We start from the raw sequence: 19,975 nt of genomic DNA, 5'->3' as shown, positions 1-19,975 counted from the left end.
TGGTTTGCTAGCGCTTATGGCTTGTTAGGACTTATGATTTTTAGCATAGGTTTTTGGGGGTTGGCCAAAATGCAGGGTAAAGCGCCTACCGAATGTCGCTGTGTCCTTGTAGCCAGTTAATTCTGCAATGATAGAGAGCGGCGTATCAGTATGAACAAGCAGCGCTTGCGCTTTTTCCATTCGTTTTATGGTCAAATATTGCATAGGAGACATGCCTAGGTTGTTTTGAAAAACCGCCTTAAATTGGCTCAAACTCAAACAAGCTAGGTTAGCAAACTCCTTAATTGTCCATTTGTAAGAAAGATCTTGCTGTATTTCATGTAATACCTTTTCTATTCTATCGTCTTTTTGATGATTTAGGCTTTGTCTCTCTAATAGACGTTTAAATAAATCCAAACTTTGCTTTTCTATTTCGTCATTAATACGGTGCTGTAATTGGCTGTCTAAAAAGTAGAGGTACGCTTTTAACGGAGAAGAAATAGAAAACACACACACATTGTTTTCTATAAAATGCGGCGGCAATTGCTCTAAGTCGGCGACAATAAAGCGAGATTCCTCATCGGCTTTAAAGGAATGGAACTGCTCACTTTTAATGACGCAGCAATCCCCTAATCGAATTCGAAGGGTTTTATTTTGTATTGTGATTTCGATAAACCCTTGTAAGGGGAGGACTAGTTGATAATAAGAGTGCTTATGTTTGCGTAATATTTTTGAGTAAGAACGTATCGATAATAAATCTCGCATCGTCAGTGTAGAGTGTTTCCTAATTGGTTTATGAATACCCTTTTAATTCGTTTTGTTTCGTTGTAAATTTAATGCATTGAGAGATGAATCTCAATGTTTGTTATTATGGATAAGCAGGGAAGGAACATGGGTAAACACTCGTCAATTGTGAAAGCCACAATATTAAGTTCATTGATTGGACATGCGCTGGTAGGATGCAGCGTACTCGATACGCCAGAACCCTTTAACGAAATTGAGCTGAAGTCTATTCAAATATCTGAAGCATTTAAGTATGAATTACAAGTCACTCCTTGGGTGGCAAGAGAGTTTCGACAATATCAAGAGCAAGCGGGTAATAAAGCCTTTGCGACTTATTGGTTGAGTGGAGAATTGGTTGCAACCGGGTTCTCCGATGAAAAATTAACGAAAGAGTTGGCATTTTCTGAGGCCCTGAGGTTGTGTCATGTCTATGCTAAAGTGAATTCTGGTTGTACTATCGAGCATTTTGAGGCCAGTACTGAAAAAGCCATTGATGCCTCTCTCTATCCACCTGAAGTAATTGGATTTCCAGATGTTGCACACTATGACTATTACCAAAAACAAAAAGGGCACAAGGCTTTGGCTGGTAATAAAACGGGAATATTAGGTGGTGGGATGGCATCAACTGAGATCATGGCCCAAAAGAAAGCGATTAATCAATGCCGTCGTAACGCTCATTTTTCAGAGCCTCATTGTTACATCATAGAATCTAATTAATCTTTACCTTAAAGGGTAAGTGATCGCTTACTCTTTTTTAGACGTCATACTTCTTTTATTTACACTATTAAAAACCAAACGTTTTATTCAATTAAAAATCCCCTCTAGAGACGCTTTCATCAAGCTTAAGCGTGTATACTTTGTGCCCACATTATTTTTATCTAATGGTTCTATTATTTTGAGCGAATTACGTTTATTTTTTTCTTATGCATTACAGCATAAATACTCTTATCTATTGGGTGTTATATGTCTATTTATTACGAACCTTTTAGCCGTCACCATCCCCGTTTATCTAGGGGAAAGTATTGATCTACTTGGAGGGAGTGATGATCAGGATTACCACGCTCTTATCGAAAAGATTTATTGGGTTATTGGGTTTGCTTTTTGTGTGATGATTAGCCGAACGGCGTCTCGAATGCTATTTTTCAATCCAGGTCGGCTGGTGGAAAAAGAGTTTAAAAATGACGCGTTTAAAAAATTGACTCAATCGCAACAGGGGTTTTATGAAACGCACCCTGTTGGAGGATTAATCTCCATAGTAAATAATGACATTAATGGCATCAGAGCCATGGCTGGTGTTGGTATGATGAATGTATTTAACATATTCTTCACACTTTCTATGACACCAATAAAAATGTGGCAGATTTCCCCGAGTTTAATGTTGTATTGCTTGGTGCCTGTCATTGTCTCTTTCTTAATTGTAAATCACGCTATTGCTACCATGAGAAAACTGTTATCTCAACGAATGCGTTATTTACAAAACCTATCTACTCAAACCGTTACCTTTTTAAATGGTGTCGAGGTGATTAAAGGCAATGATATTAAGACTTGGGCACTGGATAAATTTAATCATAGTAACGATGAGATATTAGCTGTTTCGTTAAAGCAACTGCGCATTCGTACTTTCATTATGCCCATTCTAGAGTTCACGGAATCGGTATTAAAAATCATCATTTTGGGTGTTGGTGGTTGGTATTTAATGCAGTCAGAGTTGTCTCTAGGTGATATTACCGCTTTTCTTGCTTATGCCAGCTTACTGGCTATGCCCTTTATGTCTTTAGGACGATTAATCTCAACTGTTCAGATGGGGATGGTGAGTTTAAAGAGCATGGGAAGAATTTTGCATCAACCCGTTTCAGACGAGAACACACTTTCACCTACTGATAAAGCCACTTTTAGTCAAAGTGCATTGTTTTCCAAAGGTCTAGAAGTCAGGAATCTGCATTTTACCTATCCCAAATTAAAAGATGAAAACGGTGAACACGTTATTAAGTCGGGTGAAGATAGAAAACAAGAATTCGCCTTGAAAAATATTTCTTTTACTATTAAACCCGGCGAAAGAGTGGCTATTTTAGGTCGCGTGGGCAGCGGTAAAACCACCTTAGTGAATTGTCTGAATCGTTTTTATGATATACCAGAAAACAGTGTTTTTATTGATGGTTACGATGTGACTAAATTGTCTCGTAAAGAAGTACGTGCAGCCGTTAGAACCATTACGCAAGAGCCGTTTCTTTTTTCCGATACGTTAGAAAACAATATTCAATTTGGTTCAGAGAACGCGCCGTCACGTTTAACCATGGAAATGGCTCTAGAGCAAAGCGCCATGACGAAAGACGTTAAGACTTTTCCTGATGGCGTTCAAACCTTAGTGGGTGAAAAAGGTATCTTATTGTCTGGTGGGCAAAAGCAAAGAATCAGTTTGGCTCGGGGAATGTTTACTCCCGCCAATCTATTAATGCTCGATAATGTACTTTCTGCGGTTGATAATGAGACAGAACGCTTTTTATTGAATCAAATTTTTAACAACGCACAAGCAAAAAGCGGCTTAATTGTGTCTCACCGACAGGCTGTTTTAGAGCGTGTTGATAAAATACTTTTACTTGAGGACGGCGAAATTACCGCTACAGGCAGTCATAGTGAGTTATTAAAAACCTCTAACTTATATCGTGAAACGTGGCAGTTTCTTCAAACGGGTACGGCAGAAGGGGAAAGTAATGCCTAAATTTAACAAGGCCAAAAAACGGTCTTTAAGTGCGTATTGGACGCAGTTTTCTCCTTTCATTCTTCCCTATAAAAGGCTGTATCTTTTAGGCTTTCTCCCCATACCCTTATCCGTTTTTTGCAGTGTTGCTTTTCCTTGGCTAATTATTCAAATTGTGGATCAGCAATTAGTCAATCAACAATGGGAAGGAATGTGGTTTTGGCTGATTCTGATCTCTCTTGTGCTGGTCATGAACTACATGGCTAGCTCAAGTTATTTGTATTTTGTGCAAAAAGCCGCCTTATTTTCGATGCGAGATATGCGGCTGGATATGTTTGCTCGGGTGTTGGATTTTCCTCGTAGTTATTTTGATAAAACCCCAATGGGGTCAGTGTTGACCCGATTAACAAGTGACTTAGAAGCCATTAATGAATCTCTGGCATCGGGCTTATTGTCCATGGTAAGAGACGTTTTAATCACCTTAGCATTGCTTATTTTCCTCACGACGATTAGCTGGCAACTCACTTTGGTAACCCTTATGATAGCGCCTCCCATTTATTGGGTTACGACGTTATTAAGACGCTTGCTGCATGAATCACAACTATCTTCTCGGCGGGTATTGTCTCAAAGCACTGGGTATTTACAAGAAAGTTTGCAAGGTATTAAAACGGTACAGCTTTATAACGCAGAGGTCGAAACGCAGAAACGTTTTAGCCTTTTTACTATGGCATTTTATCGCTACCAGTCTCGCTCAAACCTAATCGACGCAGGCTTGTTTGCCATTATCGAAGGCATCACCACTATTAGTATGGGGTTGATTATTTGGTATGGTGCCCATGAAATTTTGGCGGCGGCTTTATCTGTCGGTGTGTTAATTGGCTTCATTCAAACATTGGATAAAATTTTTGTCCCAGTGAGAGATTTTACGTCTCAAATTGCGTCTATTCAGAGGGCGCTAGCGGCGTTACAGAATATTCAAACCTTATACGATCAACCATTAGAAACAGATAATAAAGAAGAGTCTTTAACGCAAGAAGAAATGACAAAAATGGCATCTCAGCTGACGTCATTTACGTCTTTATCTTTCGATGATGTTTATTTCCGATATACGCCCACAGGTGCCTATGTTTTAAAAGGCGTGACATTTGATTTAAATAAAGGTGATAAAATCGCTTTAGTCGGTAGCACCGGATCTGGCAAATCAACGATTCTACGCTTGCTCACCAAAACCTACCGAGAGTATCAGGGTAGTATCAAATTGAATGGAATTGAACTTCGGGATATACCTAAAAAATTGGTCAATAATTTCTTCTCTCTGATGCAGCAAGAGGTTTATTTATTTAATGAAAGCATCGCTTTTAATATAGGGCTACAGCGTAAAGGAATCAGTGATCAGGACATTAGAGACGCGGCTAACTATGTATATGCAAATGAATTTATTGAAAAATTACCCAATGGTTATCAATTTGTTTTATCGGCTAATGGCGGTAACTTGTCTGCAGGCCAATCTCAGTTAGTCGCGTTTGCACGAGCCATGGCGAGTGGCAGTGATCTTGTTTTATTGGATGAGGCAACCAGTTCAGTAGATTCAGTCACTGAGAATATGATACAGCGAGCGATAGATCATGTTTTTGCGGAAAAAACAGTGATTGCGATTGCTCATCGACTCAGCACTATTCAGCATTCTGATCAAATTATCGTGCTTGATCAAGGTAACATTATTGAAAAAGGCACGCATGAATCTTTGATTAAACAAGGCGGTTTTTACGCTAAGTTAGTAGAAAATACAGACGGAGAATAATTCATTTGCTTCGTTAGGATAATGGCTTTTCTGTATGAGAATCGCTCTCCTATTTCCTCTTAGGAGAGCGATTTAGCCATAGTGATAATTAAGCTAGATCAAATCGATCCAGTTCCATTACCTTTGTCCACGCTTTGATGAAATCATTCACAAAACGTTCTTGTGAATCTGCGCAAGCGTAGACTTCAGCAATAGCGCGTAGTTGCGAGTTCGAGCCAAACACCAAATCAGCACGGGTTGCTGTCCATTTGATTTTTCCAGTCGTTCTGTCACGGCCTTGAAATTCATCTTCTTCTTTTGACGTGGCAAACCATTGGGTGCTCATGTCCAACAAATTGACAAAAAAGTCATTTGTTAGCCTTTCTGGCTGCTCGGTAAATACACCATGAGCCGATTGTGCCGTGTTGGCGTTTAATACACGCAAACCACCGAGAAGGACGGTCATCTCTGGCGCTGATAAGGTTAATAATTGCGCCTTATCTATTAGCATCTCTTCGGTGGATACTGTGTAGTGACCGCTCAGAAAGTTACGGAATCCATCTGCAACCGGTTCAAGTACTGAAAATGACTCTATGTCTGTTTGTTCCTGAGAGGCATCGGTACGACCTGGAGTGAAGGGAGCGGTCACTTTCTGACCTGCTGCTTGAGCGGCTGTTTCTACTCCCACAGAACCGGCTAACACAATCAAATCAGAAAACGATATTTTTCTATCGGATTGACCGTTAAACTCAGTTTGAATGCTTGCTAAGGTTTCCAAGATAATAGCTAATTGATCAGGTTGATTAACTTGCCAATCCTTTTGCGGTGCTAAACGAATACGAGCGCCATTAGCGCCACCACGCATGTCTGATCCTCGGTAGGTTGAAGCAGATGCCCAAGCGGTCGAAACTAACTGAGCGACAGATAACCCTGATGCGGCTAATTTGACTTTAAGGTCAGCTATGTCTTGCTCCGTTACCAAAGGGCGACTTTGCTTAGGAACTGGATCCTGCCAAATGAGTTCTTCTTGTGGAACCAAAGGTCCCAAGTAACGAGAAACAGGCCCCATGTCACGGTGTGTTAGCTTGTACCATGCACGTGCAAACGCATTTTCTAATTGATCCGGATTTTCGTGGAAACGTTTAGAAATTGGCCCGTAAATTGGGTCATCACGTAATGCCAAATCAGAGGTAAACATCATTGGAGCATGGCGTTTGTTGGCATCATGTGCGTCTGGCACACTATTAGAACCGGCACGGCCTTTTGGTGACCATTGCCAAGCTGCTGCTGGGCTTTTGGTTAACTCCCACTCATAGTCGAACAAGTTGTCAAAGAAACCGTTGTCCCATCTCGTTGGGTTTTTCGTCCAAGCGCCTTCTAAGCCACTAGAAATGGTATCTACACCGTTGCCTGTTCCCTGAGAATTACTCCAACCAAATCCTTGTTCAGTAATGCTTGCTGCCTCTGGATCAGCACCCACTTGTGCGGCATCGCCTGCGCCATGCGCTTTACCAAAGGTATGACCACCCGCAATCAAAGCAACCGTTTCTTCATCGTCCATGGCCATACGACCAAACGTATCTCGAATATCTCGCGCTGACGCTAGGGTGTCTGGTTTGCCATCAGGACCTTCAGGGTTAACATAGATCAAGCCCATTTGAACGGCGGCTAGAGGATTCTCTAACTCTCTCTCACCCGTGTAACGTGTATCGTCTAGCCAGGTTTTTTCGGTTCCCCAGTAAATATCATCTTCTGGTTCCCAAACATCGGCGCGTCCACCGGCAAAACCAAAGGTTTTAAAGCCCATCGATTCTAAAGCGCAGTTGCCTGCTAAGATCATCAAGTCGGCCCAAGAAATCTTACGGCCGTATTTTTGTTTGATAGGCCAAAGTAAACGGCGTGCCTTGTCCAAATTAACGTTATCTGGCCAGCTATTTAATGGTGCAAACCGTTGTGTTCCCGACGTTGCACCACCGCGTCCATCTGCTGTGCGGTACGTCCCTGCACTGTGCCAAGCCATACGAATAAAAAATGGGCCGTAATGGCCGTAGTCGGCTGGCCACCAATCTTGAGAGTCTGTCATCAAGTGATATAAATCTTGACGAACCGCTTCAAGATCTAAGTTGTTAAAGGCTTCCACATAATTAAATTCTTCACCCATAGGGTTTGATTTAGCGGAATGCTGATGCAATAGTTTTAAATTTAATTGATTTGGCCACCAATCTTTATTGGAAGTACCTCGATCTGCAGATTGATTACTCCCAGTGGCTGTATGATTGAATGGACACTTGCTTTCGTTTGACATCACGTTTTCTCCTAGCCTAGTTCGCTTTGATTGTTTTTGGTTGGCGTTTGATTCGCTTTACCTTGCTAATAGTTATAGTCTTATTTTTTTGGTTAATACAATTAATTAAAACTAATGGCTTGATAGTGAAATAAATATTCAATGTCCTAACGATTCATTCAATGGTGTTAATGGCTTATTTGATGCGATTTTCGCCTTGATAGCTGTGACAAAAAACAATGACGCTCCTACAATGATGACTATAAATAGGAAAATACTTTATTGAAAAGGTCTTGATATGTCTGGTGAAAAGAATTTACAAAAATTGATATTATCTATGATTCCCGTGCTACTAGATAAAGAATATGTATTTGGTACATTAATCAGCCCTTCGATAGAGCGCTTGTCTCGATTAGCGCCAATGGGAACGTTTTTTGAAGAAGAAGGTTTGACCGTCATTATTGAAAAAAAGGTCGCTGATGAGTTTAACATAGCGTATCAAGGCGTATTTAAATGCATCACTTTAAGCGTTCATTCCAGCCTGAATGCCATCGGATTAACCGCCGCTGTTACGACAAAGTTAACTCAGCTTAATATCAGCGCAAATGTGGTCGCGGCTTATTACCATGATCATATCTTTGTTCCATTAAGGGACGCTGATAAGGCTCTAAAAGGCTTAACGGAACTTTCTTCACAGGGGCTAGATTCTTTATAAAAGCCTAAAAAATCGACTCGTCATAAGCTCAGTTGAATCGGGAAAGGAAAAAATGTTTCTTATATGTCGATTAAGTAAGATGCATTATTGTGTTTTTGACAGAATCCAGCCACTATTAAATCAATAGATACAAAGGTTTCATTTTCTTATTTGTTGATACAAATATATCTCATATGGCCATTTGTGTAATTTTAAACAATCAATAATAGGGATGAGGTGTATGTCTGATCGTATTCAAGAAGGTGGGTTACAGGTTTCTGAGTCATTGTGGGCTTTAGTAAATGAAGAAATAGCACCGCATACTGGTGTCGAAATAGCCCATTTCTGGTCTGAGTTTGAAGCCATCATTAACGATTTTTCTCCGAAAAACAAAGCCTTGCTTGAAACACGAGAGCAGCTACAAGCCAAAATTGATCAATGGCATCTTGATCGTAAAGGTGAGCCTCATGACGCCGAACGCTATAAGCGTTTTTTATTAGAAATAGGGTACTTAGTTGAAGAAGGGCCAGATTTCAAAATTACGACAGACAATGTTGATTCTGAAATTGCTCTACAAGCCGGACCCCAATTGGTTGTGCCGGTGAAAAATGCCCGGTTTGCCCTTAATGCAGCGAACGCTCGTTGGGGCAGTTTATACGATGCGTTGTACGGAACTGATGCGATTCCAGAAACGACAGGGTTGGAAAAAATGTCTTTTTATAACCCGGATCGAGGCGCAAAAGTAATCGAGTTTGCTCGTCAGCACTTAGATAATGCGGCGCCTTTAGCTGAAGGCTCACATAAAGAGGTCGTATCTTATAAAATTAAAAATGCCGCTTTAGTCGTGACATTAGCTTCAGGCGAAGAGGTTGGCTTAGCGGAACCAGAAAAGTGCTTAGGGTTTACAGGCGACGCCTTGGCACCCACTTCAATCTTATTGAAGAATAATGAGCTTCATATTGAGCTTCAAATTGATCATACGCATATGATTGGTCAAACCGATGCGGCTGGTGTGAAAGATTTGCTGGTTGAAGCCGCCGTAACCACTATTATGGACTGTGAAGATTCGGTTGCAGCGGTAGATTCGGAAGATAAAGTCGAAGTGTACCGTAATTGGTTGGGATTGATGCAAGGAACCTTATCTGAGTCTTTTGAGAAAGGTGATAAAACCGTCACACGTACATTAAATGCAGATCGAGTGTATAGCGCCCTAGATGGATCCACAATATCACTGCACGGTAGAAGTCTTTTATTTGTACGTAATGTTGGCCACTTAATGACGAACCCCGCTATTTTAGATAAAGAGGGCAATGACGTTCCTGAAGGAATCATGGATGGTATGATCACAGCGTTTGCGGCCATGCATGATTTAAAAGGACAGACTAAGCTCAAAAATAGCCGTGCTGGCAGCGTTAATATTGTAAAACCTAAGATGCATGGCCCTGAAGAAGTGGCTTTTACCGTCGCCTTATTTGATCGTATTGAGCAAGCGTTAGGCTTGGCTAAAAATACCTTAAAAGTCGGAATTATGGACGAAGAGAGGCGTACTACGGTTAACCTAAAAGAATGCATTCGCGCGGCATCTGAGCGTGTTGTTTTTATAAATACCGGCTTCTTAGACCGAACAGGAGATGAAATCCATACGTCCATGATGGCAGGTCCTTTTGTTGCTAAGTCTAAAATGAAGCAGCAAAAATGGATTCAAGCTTATGAAGATTGGAATGTTGATGTCGGCATTGAGTGCGGACTACCGGGTAAGTCGCAAATTGGTAAAGGTATGTGGGCAATGCCAGACGAAATGGCGGCCATGTTAGAGCAAAAAATTGGCCATCCGAAGTCGGGTGCAAATACCGCTTGGGTTCCATCCCCAAATGGCGCTGTCTTACACAGTACACATTACCATTTGGTCAATGTGCTAGAAAGACAAGCTGAGTTGGCCACTAGAGAACGAGCAAGTATTGATGATATCTTACATATTCCATTACTTAAAAAGGATGAACAATTAACGCCAGAAGAGGTTCAGTTTGAATTGGATAACAATGCACAGGGGATTTTGGGTTATGTGGTTCGTTGGATTGATCAAGGGGTTGGCTGTTCGAAGGTGCCTGATATTAATAATGTTGGCTTAATGGAAGACCGAGCCACTTTACGTATCTCATCACAGCACTTAGCTAATTGGTTAGAACATGGACTGTGTTCTGAAGAACAAGTCATGGCTTCTTTGAAACGAATGGCTGAGATTGTTGATAAGCAAAATGCGGCGGATAAGGAGTATGAAAAAATGTCGCCCAAATTTGATGGCATTGCTTTTAAAGCCGCGTGTGATTTAGTGTTTAAAGGCAAAGCACAACCTTCGGGTTACACAGAGCCTTTATTGCATGCATACCGGATAGAAAAAAAGCAAGGCTAATTCGCCGTTGGTAATCATAACGGGCTCATTTGAGCCCGTTTTTTATAGATTATCTCAAAAGCAAACTTTTTAAACGCATCCAATGGCGTGATTTTACGCGGTTCATTAATCGCTAAACGCTGATAGGAACGCTATATTGAAGTCATAACAACTATCAATTTCATTATTTTAATTGTTTTGGTTAATATTTCTCTTGTCGAAACGAGACCAATCACATACTCGTTAGCTATTTATAGAATCGTTACATCAAATACTGAATTGGAGAAAAAATTATGACAACGTCTTTAATCAACACTGAAATTAAGCCTTTTAACGCCTCCGCTTTTAAAGAAGGTAAATTCATTGAGCTATCTGAAGCCGACTTAAAGGGCAAGTGGGCCGTATTCTTCTTTTACCCTGCTGACTTTACGTTTGTTTGCCCAACTGAATTAGGTGATATTGCGGATCATTATGCCGAGTTCCAAAAGCGCGGTGTCGAAATCTATTCTGTATCAACGGATACCCATTTTACTCATAAAGCGTGGCATGATTCTTCAGATACTATTGGTAAAATTCAATACACCATGATTGGTGATCCTACGGGCGCAATTACACGTAACTTCCAAGTAATGCGCGAAGATCAAGGTTTAGCCGATCGTGGTACTTTTCTCGTGGATCCAGAAGGCGTTATTCAAGCAATGGAAATTACCGCGGAAGGCATTGGTCGTGATGCAGAAGATTTAATGCGTAAAGTTAAAGCCGCTCAATACGTGGCCGCTCACCCTGGAGAAGTGTGTCCAGCCAAATGGAAAGAAGGTGAAGAAACCTTGGCACCTTCTTTAGATCTAGTCGGAAAAATCTAAACCCTGAAACAAAAAAGAGCGAAATGAAGACCAGTATGGAGCGATTCTATACTGGTTTTTTTTGCTTTTAACACTTTGCCGAACTGGCTACTGCTTAATTGAAAAAAGGCTGTTTACTGGATGATCATAGGTTTTTTATATCTAAATCATTAAAACTATCAATTTTATTATTTAGATTGTTTTTATTAATATAACTGCATTGGTTAGGGTATTTATTAAACCTACTAGTTTAGTAAATAACAAACAAAACAGACGATGAGGAACAACAGATGTTAGATGCAAATATCAAAGCCCAGTTAAGTAATTACCTAGAGAAACTGGTTAATCCTATTGAGCTAAAAGTAAACGTAGATGCAACGGCAAAATCACAAGAGTTGCTAAGTCTTGCTGAGGATATCGCCTCTTTATCAGAAAAAATCGCTTTTACCCAAACTCATGATACTGGACTGAAAGTGCCCTCAATGAGTATTGGTGCGAAAGGTGAACTGGCAAGAGTTACTTTTGCCGGCATACCTATGGGGCACGAGTTTACTTCGCTCGTGTTAGCCTTGTTGCAATCAGGCGGCCATCCAGCTAAAGAAGAGCAGGCTATTTTAGAACAAATTAAAGCATTGGAGAGTGAATGTGTCTTTGAAACTTACATCTCTTTATCTTGCCAAAACTGTCCCGAAGTTGTGCAAGCATTGAATTTGATGTCGGTTCTTAATCCAAACATTCAGCATACTATGATTGATGGTGCACTCTTCCAAAAAGAAGTAGAGGAACGCAATATTTTAGCTGTGCCTGCTGTTTACTTAAATGGCGAACTACTTGGACAAGGGCGTATGAGCTTAGGAGACATTGTCAATAAAGTAGATGATGGTGCCAGTGAGAAACAAGCCGCCAGTCTGTCTGAAAAAGAAGCATTCGACGTTTTAGTTGTGGGTGGTGGTCCTGCTGGTGCGGCCGCGGCTATTTACTCTGCACGAAAAGGCATTCGTACGGGGGTTGTAGCAGAACGCTTTGGTGGACAAGTGAGCGATACCATGGGAATAGAGAATTTTATTTCTGTAAAAGCGACTGAAGGTCCTAAGTTAGTGGCGAATTTAGAGCAGCATGTATTGGATTATGATGTTGATCTTGTGAAAAATCAGCGAGCAAAAAAAGTGATTTCAGCAGACCAATCGGCAAGTGGATTAATTGAAGTCGAGCTGGAAAGTGGCGCAATTCTTAAAAGTCGCTCGATTATTGTCGCTACAGGGGCTCGTTGGAGAGAAATGAATGTGCCCGGAGAACAAGAATACCGTGGACGAGGTGTGGCGTACTGTCCTCACTGTGATGGACCTCTATTCAAAGGAAAAAGGGTATCTGTCATAGGAGGAGGAAATTCGGGTATTGAAGCGGCCATTGATTTAGCGGGCATCGTTGAGCATGTAACTGTGTTTGAATTTGCCGATACACTAAGAGCCGACGAGGTCTTGATTCGTAAAGCGAATTCACTCGATAACCTGACCATTATTAAAAATGCCATGACGACGGAAGTCCTTGGCAATGGCCGTAAGGTAACTGGCATGGTTTATCAGGACCGTTTAACCGGTGAAAACCACTCGATTGAATTAGCGGGTATTTTTGTTCAAATTGGTTTACTACCCAACACAGACTTTTTAAAAGGTGATATTGAATTAAGCCATCATGGTGAAATAGAAATTGATACACGAGGTGCAACCTCTATGGAGGGGGTATTTGCCGCAGGGGACGCCACAACAGTACCCTTTAAACAAATCATTATCGCTATGGGAGCTGGAGCGACAGCGTCTTTAGGGGCATTTGATTATTTAATTCGTACCTCTGTATCTAATAAAGCCGCAGAAGTGGCGTAAACAACAAGCTAAGGTAATAAATAGGCCAAGGTAATAAATAGTGAGTAATCAAAATTTATAGGTCTGAGAAGTCATTGTTTTTAATAAGAGACGGCGTGAAGAACTAGAATATTGATAAGCGAAGTATATCGCTTATCAATATTTTTTCATTATATTAGGTAATCTTAACCTTTGCTTATCCCTTCAAAAGACATGTTTACAGTGAAGTCGTCTGTACCAATTTGAGAACCATCAATGTTGAAATCAGCAAACTTAAGGTCTACGCTGCCTTCAAATCCTGCACGATAATCTCCCCAAGGTGTTTTACCTTCACCAATTAAGTTGGCATCGAATGTGATGGGCTTAGTCACACCGTGAAGAGTTAAATCACCAGTAACAGACAATTGGCCATCATCCAAACGTTTAATGTTAGAGCTTTTGAATGTTGCAGTAGGGTATTTACCTGAATCAAGAAAATCATCGCTCATGATGTGCTTATCACGTTTGGCATGATTAGAGTCGAAACTTGAAGTGTCAATTGATACTTCAATACTTGAGGCGTCAACATTGCTGCTATCGTATTCAAATGTGCCAGAGAAATGATTAAAGCGAGCTTTTACCCAACTAAAACCAAGGTGGGAAACTTTCACGTCAATTTGAGAATGCGCTCCCGCTTTAGAGTCATCGATTACGTAGCTTGCTGCGCTAGCGATCGCACTACCCGCTATCATTGTGGCTAATAACGTGCTTTTAAGTAATGTTTTCATTATTTCTCCTCGACACCTAACATGTTTTTTAATGTGGTGTCTTTATCTATTAAGTGATGTTTTAAAGCGGCTAAAGTATGTAACGCGACAAGCGCTATTAAACCTAAAGCCCCCCATTCGTGAATAATGCCAGCTAGAGTGGCTTGGTTTTCAAATAGCTCTGCGGGACCTGGAATGGTAAACCAATCGAAGATTTCAAGACCTTGTCCACCAGCAAATGAAATCAGCAACCCCGTTATTAAAATCACAAAAGTGATAAAATACAGGGATAAATGCGCCAATGTACTTGCTTTATTGATGAAATTTGAATTGCTTGCAGGTGGATTAGGAGAAACATTTAACAGTTTCCATACCACTCTGAAGAGCATCAGTAGAAGAACTGTGATTCCAATTGCTTCGTGTATCTTTGGAGCCAGTACGTAAAAAGAATCATAATAGGTCAACCCCATCATGTAGTCGCCCAGAAAATACAAACCGATAATAGGAAAGGCGATTAACCAATGGAGAAGTATGCTTCCCCAGCCAAATTGCTTTTTCGTATTTTTGTAATGTTTTATAAAAGTCATATTGTATTATTAATGTAGGTTATTTGGATGATATTACGATTGAATGTCATTCACAGTTTATGTGATTTTTTTTATATTGCATTAGTTAAACTTAAACTTGATTAATTAATTCAACTTTAAGAATTTATCTGACAACTTGTTGACAAATGATCTGATGAAGTGCACTGAAATGAGTCTTTTATTGACATTTTTTGGGGTTATGAATTAAAAGAGGTCAAAAAAACCGAGTGAATTGATTTAATGAATACACTCGGTTTTTTCTTGTTAAAGCGTTTAATTAATCGCCTAATACAATACCTTCACGACGTGGGTCGGCACCGCCTAATAACGTACCGTCTTGAACTAAAATACCTTGAATGCCAGAATTCAAATCACGCACATTTACTTTGAATCCCATGGTAGATAATGGCGCCTCAAAAGATTCAGCCGAAGTGCCTTTTTCTAAGTCATAAGTACCAAAACGATTCAACATATTCGGTAAGCTTATGGCGGATTGAACGTCCATATTCCATTCCATATGAGCGATCAAGGTTTTGGAGACATAACCTATTATACGAGAACCTCCAGGCGACCCAACAACTAAATAAGGGTTTCCATCCTTCATCACTATCGTTGGAGACATGGAAGAACGTGGTCGTTTACCGGGTTCTATACGGTTAGCAATGGGGTAACCATCTTGATAGCTTTTGAATGAGAAGTCGGTTAATTCATTGTTCAACAAAAAGCCGTTACTCATTACGTTTGAGCCAAAGCCATTTTCTATTGTTGTTGTAACTGAAACGGCATTACCATCGGCATCCACAATAGATATGTGACTGGTAGAAGGCAACTCAATCGAGATGTCATCCGCCATTGCGATCGGCTTAGCCCATTCAGGCTCACCTGCTGAAACGGACTCTAGCGCTTTGCCTGGTGTAATTAACTTAGCGCGCTCTTCTAAATAAGTTGGATCTAGAAGACCTGTAGGCATAGGAACAAAGTCTGTATCGGCCATATAGCGTCCACGATCCGCAAAGGCTAAGCGTGATGCATCACCAATAATTTGCCATGCTTCAGCGGAATCTGGTCCCATGCTGGCTAAGTCAAAATGACTTGTGATCCCCAAAATTTGCCCAACAGTAAGTGCTCCCGAACTCGGTGGCCCCATTCCGCAAATATCAAATTGCTTGTAAGGCAGGCAAGTAGGGGGCCTTTCTTTTACAGAATAAGTGGTAAAGTCTGCCTTGGATAACATGCCTGGGTTATCGCTAATACCACGAACTTTTTTTACGATATCGTCAGCAATATAGCCGGTATAAAAGGCGTTTGCCCCTTGTGTTGCTAACGTAGCCAGAGTTTCCGCATAGGCTCGATTTTTAAGAAGATAGCCTTCTTTTAATGCATTTCCTTCCGCATCAAAAAAATACGCTTGTGTATCAGGATAGCGGCTTAACCGACTTTTACTGCTTTCAATGGAGCTTGATAAACGGGCAGACACTGAAAAGCCATTTTTGGCCGTTTCCATCGCCGGTTGCAATAGGTGATGCCAAGACAAACGACCGTATTTTTCATGTAAATCTCCCATGAGTTTTACTGTTCCCGGCGTACCAACTGAGCGACCACCAACAACCGCATCATAAAACTTTAATGGATGGCCGTTTTCATCTTGAAACAATTCTGGCGTTGCTTCCATAGGTGCTGTTTCACGCCCATCAAAGGTGGTGACTTTTTTGGCTTTGGCATCGTAATAGACGACAAATGCACCGCCACCGAGTCCAGATGATTGCGGCTCAACCAAGCCTAACATCATTTGTACTGCAACCAAGGCATCGATTGCAGAGCCGCCAGCTTTAAGTACATCATAACCTGCTTGGGTTGCAAGTGGATTAGCGGCCGCAACCATAAATTTATTAGACTTAACAAGTTGCTTTTCGATAACGCCACTCGCGGCTTCAGGTGACACAGAATCCGCGGTCTGAGCGGCCGAGAATACGGCTGAAGATAAACTTAATATGAGGCTAGTGAAGCTGATACTGGCTACTAATTTCTTCAAAGGTAATGTCATTTTACGCTTCCTTTTTTCTTTTGTTTTTAACGTTCCACATTTGATAAAAACACAATTCAATTCGATTGAAAAGCAAGAAAGACAAGATAATTCCATTTCTGTATTACAGTAGGCTATACCGTTAATTTAATGCTGAATTTATTTCTTGAGCCCAAGCCATATTGGCCTGATTTTGGAACGTGTGCCAGTCTCCTTTTAACCAGCGTTGACGACCTCCTTCGGCATAAAATAGGTATAAAGTGTCATCAAAGAACTCCCAAACGGAACCATCTGTGTTGATTAAGCCTTCTCCAAGGCTAAGAGCGTTTGCACAATGACCATTGTATTGGGGAATAAATTTTTCAGGCGATGCGGAAAACTTATTAGCCGATGCTTGTGAAGCAAAATGCCATTCGGCTCCTTCCCATTCTACGGTATACCGTGCCGTTCCTTTTGTTATAGGAGGGTGTCCACCGTCAACAGTTTCATAATAGGCCGTTGTATCATGTCCACCAATAGCCGTATTTGACCACAATCCCGTACTTACAGGTTGTTTGGCAAACGCTTGATTGATTAGTAGAGCGCTAATCAGTACTGTTATGAGTGAAGGGAATAATTTCATGGTATGGCCTGTATTCTATTCTAATGTTTATAGGAATAATCTGCCTCAGCCTTTTGCTATAGAAGCCAAATTAGGGCGTACTACTTCTGTAATCGATCATGTTTCGTAGTGGTCGGGATGAAGGAAAGGTGCCATAGCGAGAATGACGGTTTCAGTATAAGTGCTGGTGCGTGTGGCGTGGTTATTGGTTAATAGGCCAATCGCTCCGCCTTGTTGTTTAATGTTTTGTGTATTAAAACGTGCATCCATTACATGGCCTAACTCCTTTCCATTGGAAAGGTCATGGTAAATACTCAGTGGTAGAGGCAGTCTGGCACTGCAACTGATACTGCGATGTCTGTTGTTTAAAATAGCCACGTAAGCAAATGTCGCGGGTCCGTCTTCAAACAAGTCAACGCCACCTTCGAACCCAACAAAATAGTGAATATTCTCTTCGGCATGAGATTGTTCTTTGCAATAGCGAGCTCGATTTAATGCACCATCACGGGTGGCTTTTTCTGTCATCGGTTGAGCGGGCACGCCGGAAGGCGCTCTCATGCCTTGGCAATCAATATCAGACTCTGGGTAGAGCTGAGACATCGCCTGTTTGACGGCATTTATTTTGACTGGGTTTGTTGAACCAACAACAACGTTGAGAGTATGCATTTTTATCGCCTTTGATCCGATACAATGGATTTTAGTAAGTGATGGTGCAAAAACCAATGTGTAATTCTTTACTACTTATACCGTGTAAGTAAGAGTATGGCTTAAAAAATTTGCTATTTTCTAGATATATCCTTTGTTGCATGAAATAAGATAAGTCGTCGGCTGCATTTATTAGGGGGCAATGGGTGGCACGTAAAAGGTCGTCAATCGGTTTTAATACGGCCATGGCTAACCATTGATTAATAAACGTATTTTCTACTAAACTAGTATTCGATGTGTGTAAGTTCGTTGATCTCTTTACCTAATTAGTAAAGCGACTATCATTAAAAAATGGAAATTTTGTATGTTTAAAAAATTAGTAATAGCGTCATCACTGATTGCATTCGCTACAGTTGCAAGCGCTGATAGCTACCTTCGAGCGTCCATAGGGCAAACTGATTATGAAAATTGGGGGTTCGAGGATACGTCTTACGGCGTTACTATAGCGGATAAATACAACGATTATGTTGGAGTGGAACTCTCTTATTATGATTTAGGAAGTTTGGAGCGCCGTGTTTCATCGACAGTTCAGACTTTCGATGTGGAAGGTTTCAATCTTGCTGTGGTGGGTTTTATACCCTTAAATAGCCAATTGGATTTGTTTGGCAAGCTGGGTGTATTTAATTGGGACTCAAGCTTAAATGATGGTGCTGGTTCTTCAATAAGAAAAGATGGTCATGATGTGAGTGCTGGTATTGGCGCCGTTTATCGAGTGGGGGAATACATTGGTCTTGCGTTAGAGTATCAACGATTTGAGTTGGATTCTCTCTCGGCTGATACTATTTCATTGGGGCTGAATATTAAATTCTAATCTTAATCCTTATAAGCTCATTGATTGTCTGAATTTAGATCTGAATTCAGTCTTATAAACAGTGAGCTTATTTATTGAATAGGGTTCTAACGGTTAGTTTCACTTTTGTTATTAATCATCCTTCCGGGTTCAAAACCATCGTATCTAGGTAGGCCTGCATCAAGGTCTTCCCAGTTAGCCTTTGAACCCATAAAGTTATGTGACATTGGGCGCTCATCAATGTCTGAGTCGATGATTCCCAAACGTATTCTCAGTTGATTTGGATTATCTTCGCTTGAACTATAAACTGGTGAACCGCATTGAGAGCAAAAGTGTCTATATCTCCCTGGTTTAAATGAGAAGCGACTGAGTACTTGCTTTCCTTTGGTTATTTGAAAATCAGAGGTGTCAATAAAGCCATTTGTCGCAAATGCCGTACCACTGTTTTTACGACAAAGTGAACAATGACAGTGAATAATATTACGGATTTCACCTTTAATTTGAACTTGAACCGCCTTACATAGGCATTCACCTAAATACATAATGATTTCCTTTTTTGTCTTTTACTTGTTGATCTTATTGATCCAAGACTACCTGCTTTTTAGAGAGAATTCATTCTTTAGAAAAATCGTAAAATACAGAAAAAAACATTGTTTAGGAAACTAGGAGCGATTCAAATCTCTGTCTGAATAAAAATATAGGCCGCTCGTAGAGTTGTTGCTCGATTTATTTTGATAAATGAAAAATGAGTATAAATAGGAGGTTTTATTATGGGACATTACATGATGGTAATGAAATGCGTGACAATGGTTACTTAAAAGAAAAAATGCGCTTCAATCGCAGTAAGAGTAAGCCACACTGTCTGCTTTTACTAAAGTAGATGCTTACTCAAAAATATTTTGTTTTACCAGTTAATTAAGCATGTTGAGCTGGTGACGATGCAAATGAAGATTTTAGCTTAGCCGCTAGATGGGCAACTGATTTAATTAAAGACGTTATACCTTCAAGGATATATGCACCACGTTCAGCACGTGCGATAGCTTCATATCTTTCTGCATCTGAAATGTACGCTGCATCAATTTTATCCATCATTTGAGACATTGCTTGTGTGTTTTTCATGATTTTTCCTCTTAGAAAACTGATTTCGCTTCGATGGGTATATAATAAAAATTGAGTCTTCAAAAGACAAACGACAAAAAATACACCTATACATGA

General features: G+C 40.6%; 17 protein-coding genes. 8 read left to right on the top strand and 9 right to left on the bottom strand.

Annotation, left to right across the window (positions count from 1 at the left end; all coding sequences use genetic code 11):
* Positions 1-24: 24 nt before the first annotated feature.
* Entirely contained in the window at positions 25-744 is a 720-nt protein-coding gene (locus tag IEZ33_RS15320; RefSeq protein WP_191600893.1) for a helix-turn-helix domain-containing protein, read from the bottom strand.
* 126 nt (positions 745-870) lie between these two features.
* Between IEZ33_RS15320 and IEZ33_RS15315 the strand changes: the two genes are divergently transcribed.
* The 3 genes from IEZ33_RS15315 to IEZ33_RS15305 all read left to right on the top strand — a co-directional run bounded on the left by IEZ33_RS15315 (position 871) and on the right by IEZ33_RS15305 (position 5,261).
* A complete protein-coding gene (locus tag IEZ33_RS15315; RefSeq protein WP_191600892.1) occupies positions 871-1,479 on the top strand; it encodes a hypothetical protein in 609 nt (202 codons plus the stop codon).
* Between the two features lie 142 nt (positions 1,480-1,621).
* Entirely contained in the window at positions 1,622-3,481 is a 1,860-nt protein-coding gene (locus IEZ33_RS15310) for an ABC transporter ATP-binding protein (protein WP_240009552.1), read from the top strand.
* The gene (locus IEZ33_RS15305; RefSeq protein WP_191600891.1) at positions 3,474-5,261 is read left to right on the top strand and encodes an ABC transporter ATP-binding protein; all 1,788 of its coding nucleotides are present in this window, start codon (positions 3,474-3,476) and stop codon (positions 5,259-5,261) included. Before IEZ33_RS15310 ends, IEZ33_RS15305 begins: the two co-directional genes overlap by 8 nt.
* Before the next feature lie 88 nt (positions 5,262-5,349).
* Here the strand turns inward: IEZ33_RS15305 and katG are convergent, their stop codons facing one another.
* Positions 5,350-7,545 (bottom strand): catalase/peroxidase HPI, encoded by a 2,196-nt coding sequence (gene katG, locus IEZ33_RS15300; protein ID WP_191600890.1) that lies wholly within the window; start codon positions 7,543-7,545, stop codon positions 5,350-5,352.
* 277 nt (positions 7,546-7,822) lie between these two features.
* On the opposite strand from katG, the gene IEZ33_RS15295 reads away from it, so the two are divergent.
* From IEZ33_RS15295 to ahpF, 4 genes are all read left to right on the top strand, one after another.
* The gene (locus IEZ33_RS15295) at positions 7,823-8,239 is read left to right on the top strand and encodes an ACT domain-containing protein (RefSeq protein ID WP_191600889.1); all 417 of its coding nucleotides are present in this window, start codon (positions 7,823-7,825) and stop codon (positions 8,237-8,239) included.
* A 220-nt stretch (positions 8,240-8,459) separates the two neighbouring features.
* Entirely contained in the window at positions 8,460-10,628 is a 2,169-nt protein-coding gene (locus IEZ33_RS15290; protein WP_191600888.1) for a malate synthase G, read from the top strand.
* Positions 10,629-10,900: 272 nt separating this feature from the next.
* Positions 10,901-11,470, top strand: coding sequence for an alkyl hydroperoxide reductase subunit C (gene ahpC / locus IEZ33_RS15285; RefSeq protein WP_191600887.1), 570 nt, complete (start codon positions 10,901-10,903; stop codon positions 11,468-11,470).
* A gap of 269 nt (positions 11,471-11,739) precedes the next feature.
* Positions 11,740-13,329 carry an alkyl hydroperoxide reductase subunit F gene (ahpF, locus tag IEZ33_RS15280; RefSeq protein ID WP_191600886.1) on the top strand — a complete coding sequence of 530 codons (1,590 nt, stop codon included), beginning with the start codon at positions 11,740-11,742 and terminating at the stop codon, positions 13,327-13,329.
* A gap of 164 nt (positions 13,330-13,493) precedes the next feature.
* On the opposite strand, the gene IEZ33_RS15275 is transcribed toward ahpF, so the two are convergent.
* The 5 genes from IEZ33_RS15275 to yjjX form a co-directional block, all read right to left on the bottom strand.
* A complete protein-coding gene (locus IEZ33_RS15275; RefSeq protein ID WP_191600885.1) occupies positions 13,494-14,075 on the bottom strand; it encodes a YceI family protein in 582 nt (193 codons plus the stop codon).
* Positions 14,075-14,641, bottom strand: coding sequence for a cytochrome b (locus IEZ33_RS15270; RefSeq protein ID WP_191600884.1), 567 nt, complete (start codon positions 14,639-14,641; stop codon positions 14,075-14,077). The genes IEZ33_RS15275 and IEZ33_RS15270 overlap by 1 nt, the downstream gene beginning before the upstream one ends.
* A gap of 277 nt (positions 14,642-14,918) precedes the next feature.
* A complete protein-coding gene (gene ggt, locus IEZ33_RS15265; RefSeq protein ID WP_191600883.1) occupies positions 14,919-16,685 on the bottom strand; it encodes a gamma-glutamyltransferase in 1,767 nt (588 codons plus the stop codon).
* A gap of 121 nt (positions 16,686-16,806) precedes the next feature.
* Positions 16,807-17,286: a YHS domain-containing (seleno)protein gene (locus IEZ33_RS15260; RefSeq protein ID WP_191600882.1), complete on the bottom strand. Its 480-nt coding sequence runs from the start codon at positions 17,284-17,286 to the stop codon at positions 16,807-16,809.
* Between the two features lie 96 nt (positions 17,287-17,382).
* Positions 17,383-17,931 carry an inosine/xanthosine triphosphatase gene (yjjX, locus tag IEZ33_RS15255; protein ID WP_206696862.1) on the bottom strand — a complete coding sequence of 183 codons (549 nt, stop codon included), beginning with the start codon at positions 17,929-17,931 and terminating at the stop codon, positions 17,383-17,385.
* Positions 17,932-18,274: 343 nt separating this feature from the next.
* On the opposite strand from yjjX, the gene IEZ33_RS15250 reads away from it, so the two are divergent.
* Positions 18,275-18,781, top strand: coding sequence for an outer membrane beta-barrel protein (locus IEZ33_RS15250; RefSeq protein ID WP_191600881.1), 507 nt, complete (start codon positions 18,275-18,277; stop codon positions 18,779-18,781).
* Between the two features lie 86 nt (positions 18,782-18,867).
* Here the strand turns inward: IEZ33_RS15250 and IEZ33_RS15245 are convergent, their stop codons facing one another.
* Together IEZ33_RS15245 and IEZ33_RS15240 are read right to left on the bottom strand one after the other, a co-directional pair.
* Positions 18,868-19,302, bottom strand: a complete 435-nt coding sequence (locus IEZ33_RS15245) for a GFA family protein (protein ID WP_191600880.1) — start codon at positions 19,300-19,302, stop codon at positions 18,868-18,870.
* A 373-nt stretch (positions 19,303-19,675) separates the two neighbouring features.
* Positions 19,676-19,879, bottom strand: coding sequence for an RSP_7527 family protein (locus tag IEZ33_RS15240; protein ID WP_191600879.1), 204 nt, complete (start codon positions 19,877-19,879; stop codon positions 19,676-19,678).
* Between the last annotated feature and the right edge of the window lie 96 nt (positions 19,880-19,975).

The organism is Marinomonas algicola, from assembly GCF_014805825.1.
In the GTDB taxonomy this organism is placed as follows: Bacteria; Pseudomonadota; Gammaproteobacteria; order Pseudomonadales; family Marinomonadaceae; genus Marinomonas; species Marinomonas algicola.
Note: the sequence above shows the minus strand (reverse complement) of the source record. Positions and strands in the feature narration are given on the sequence as shown.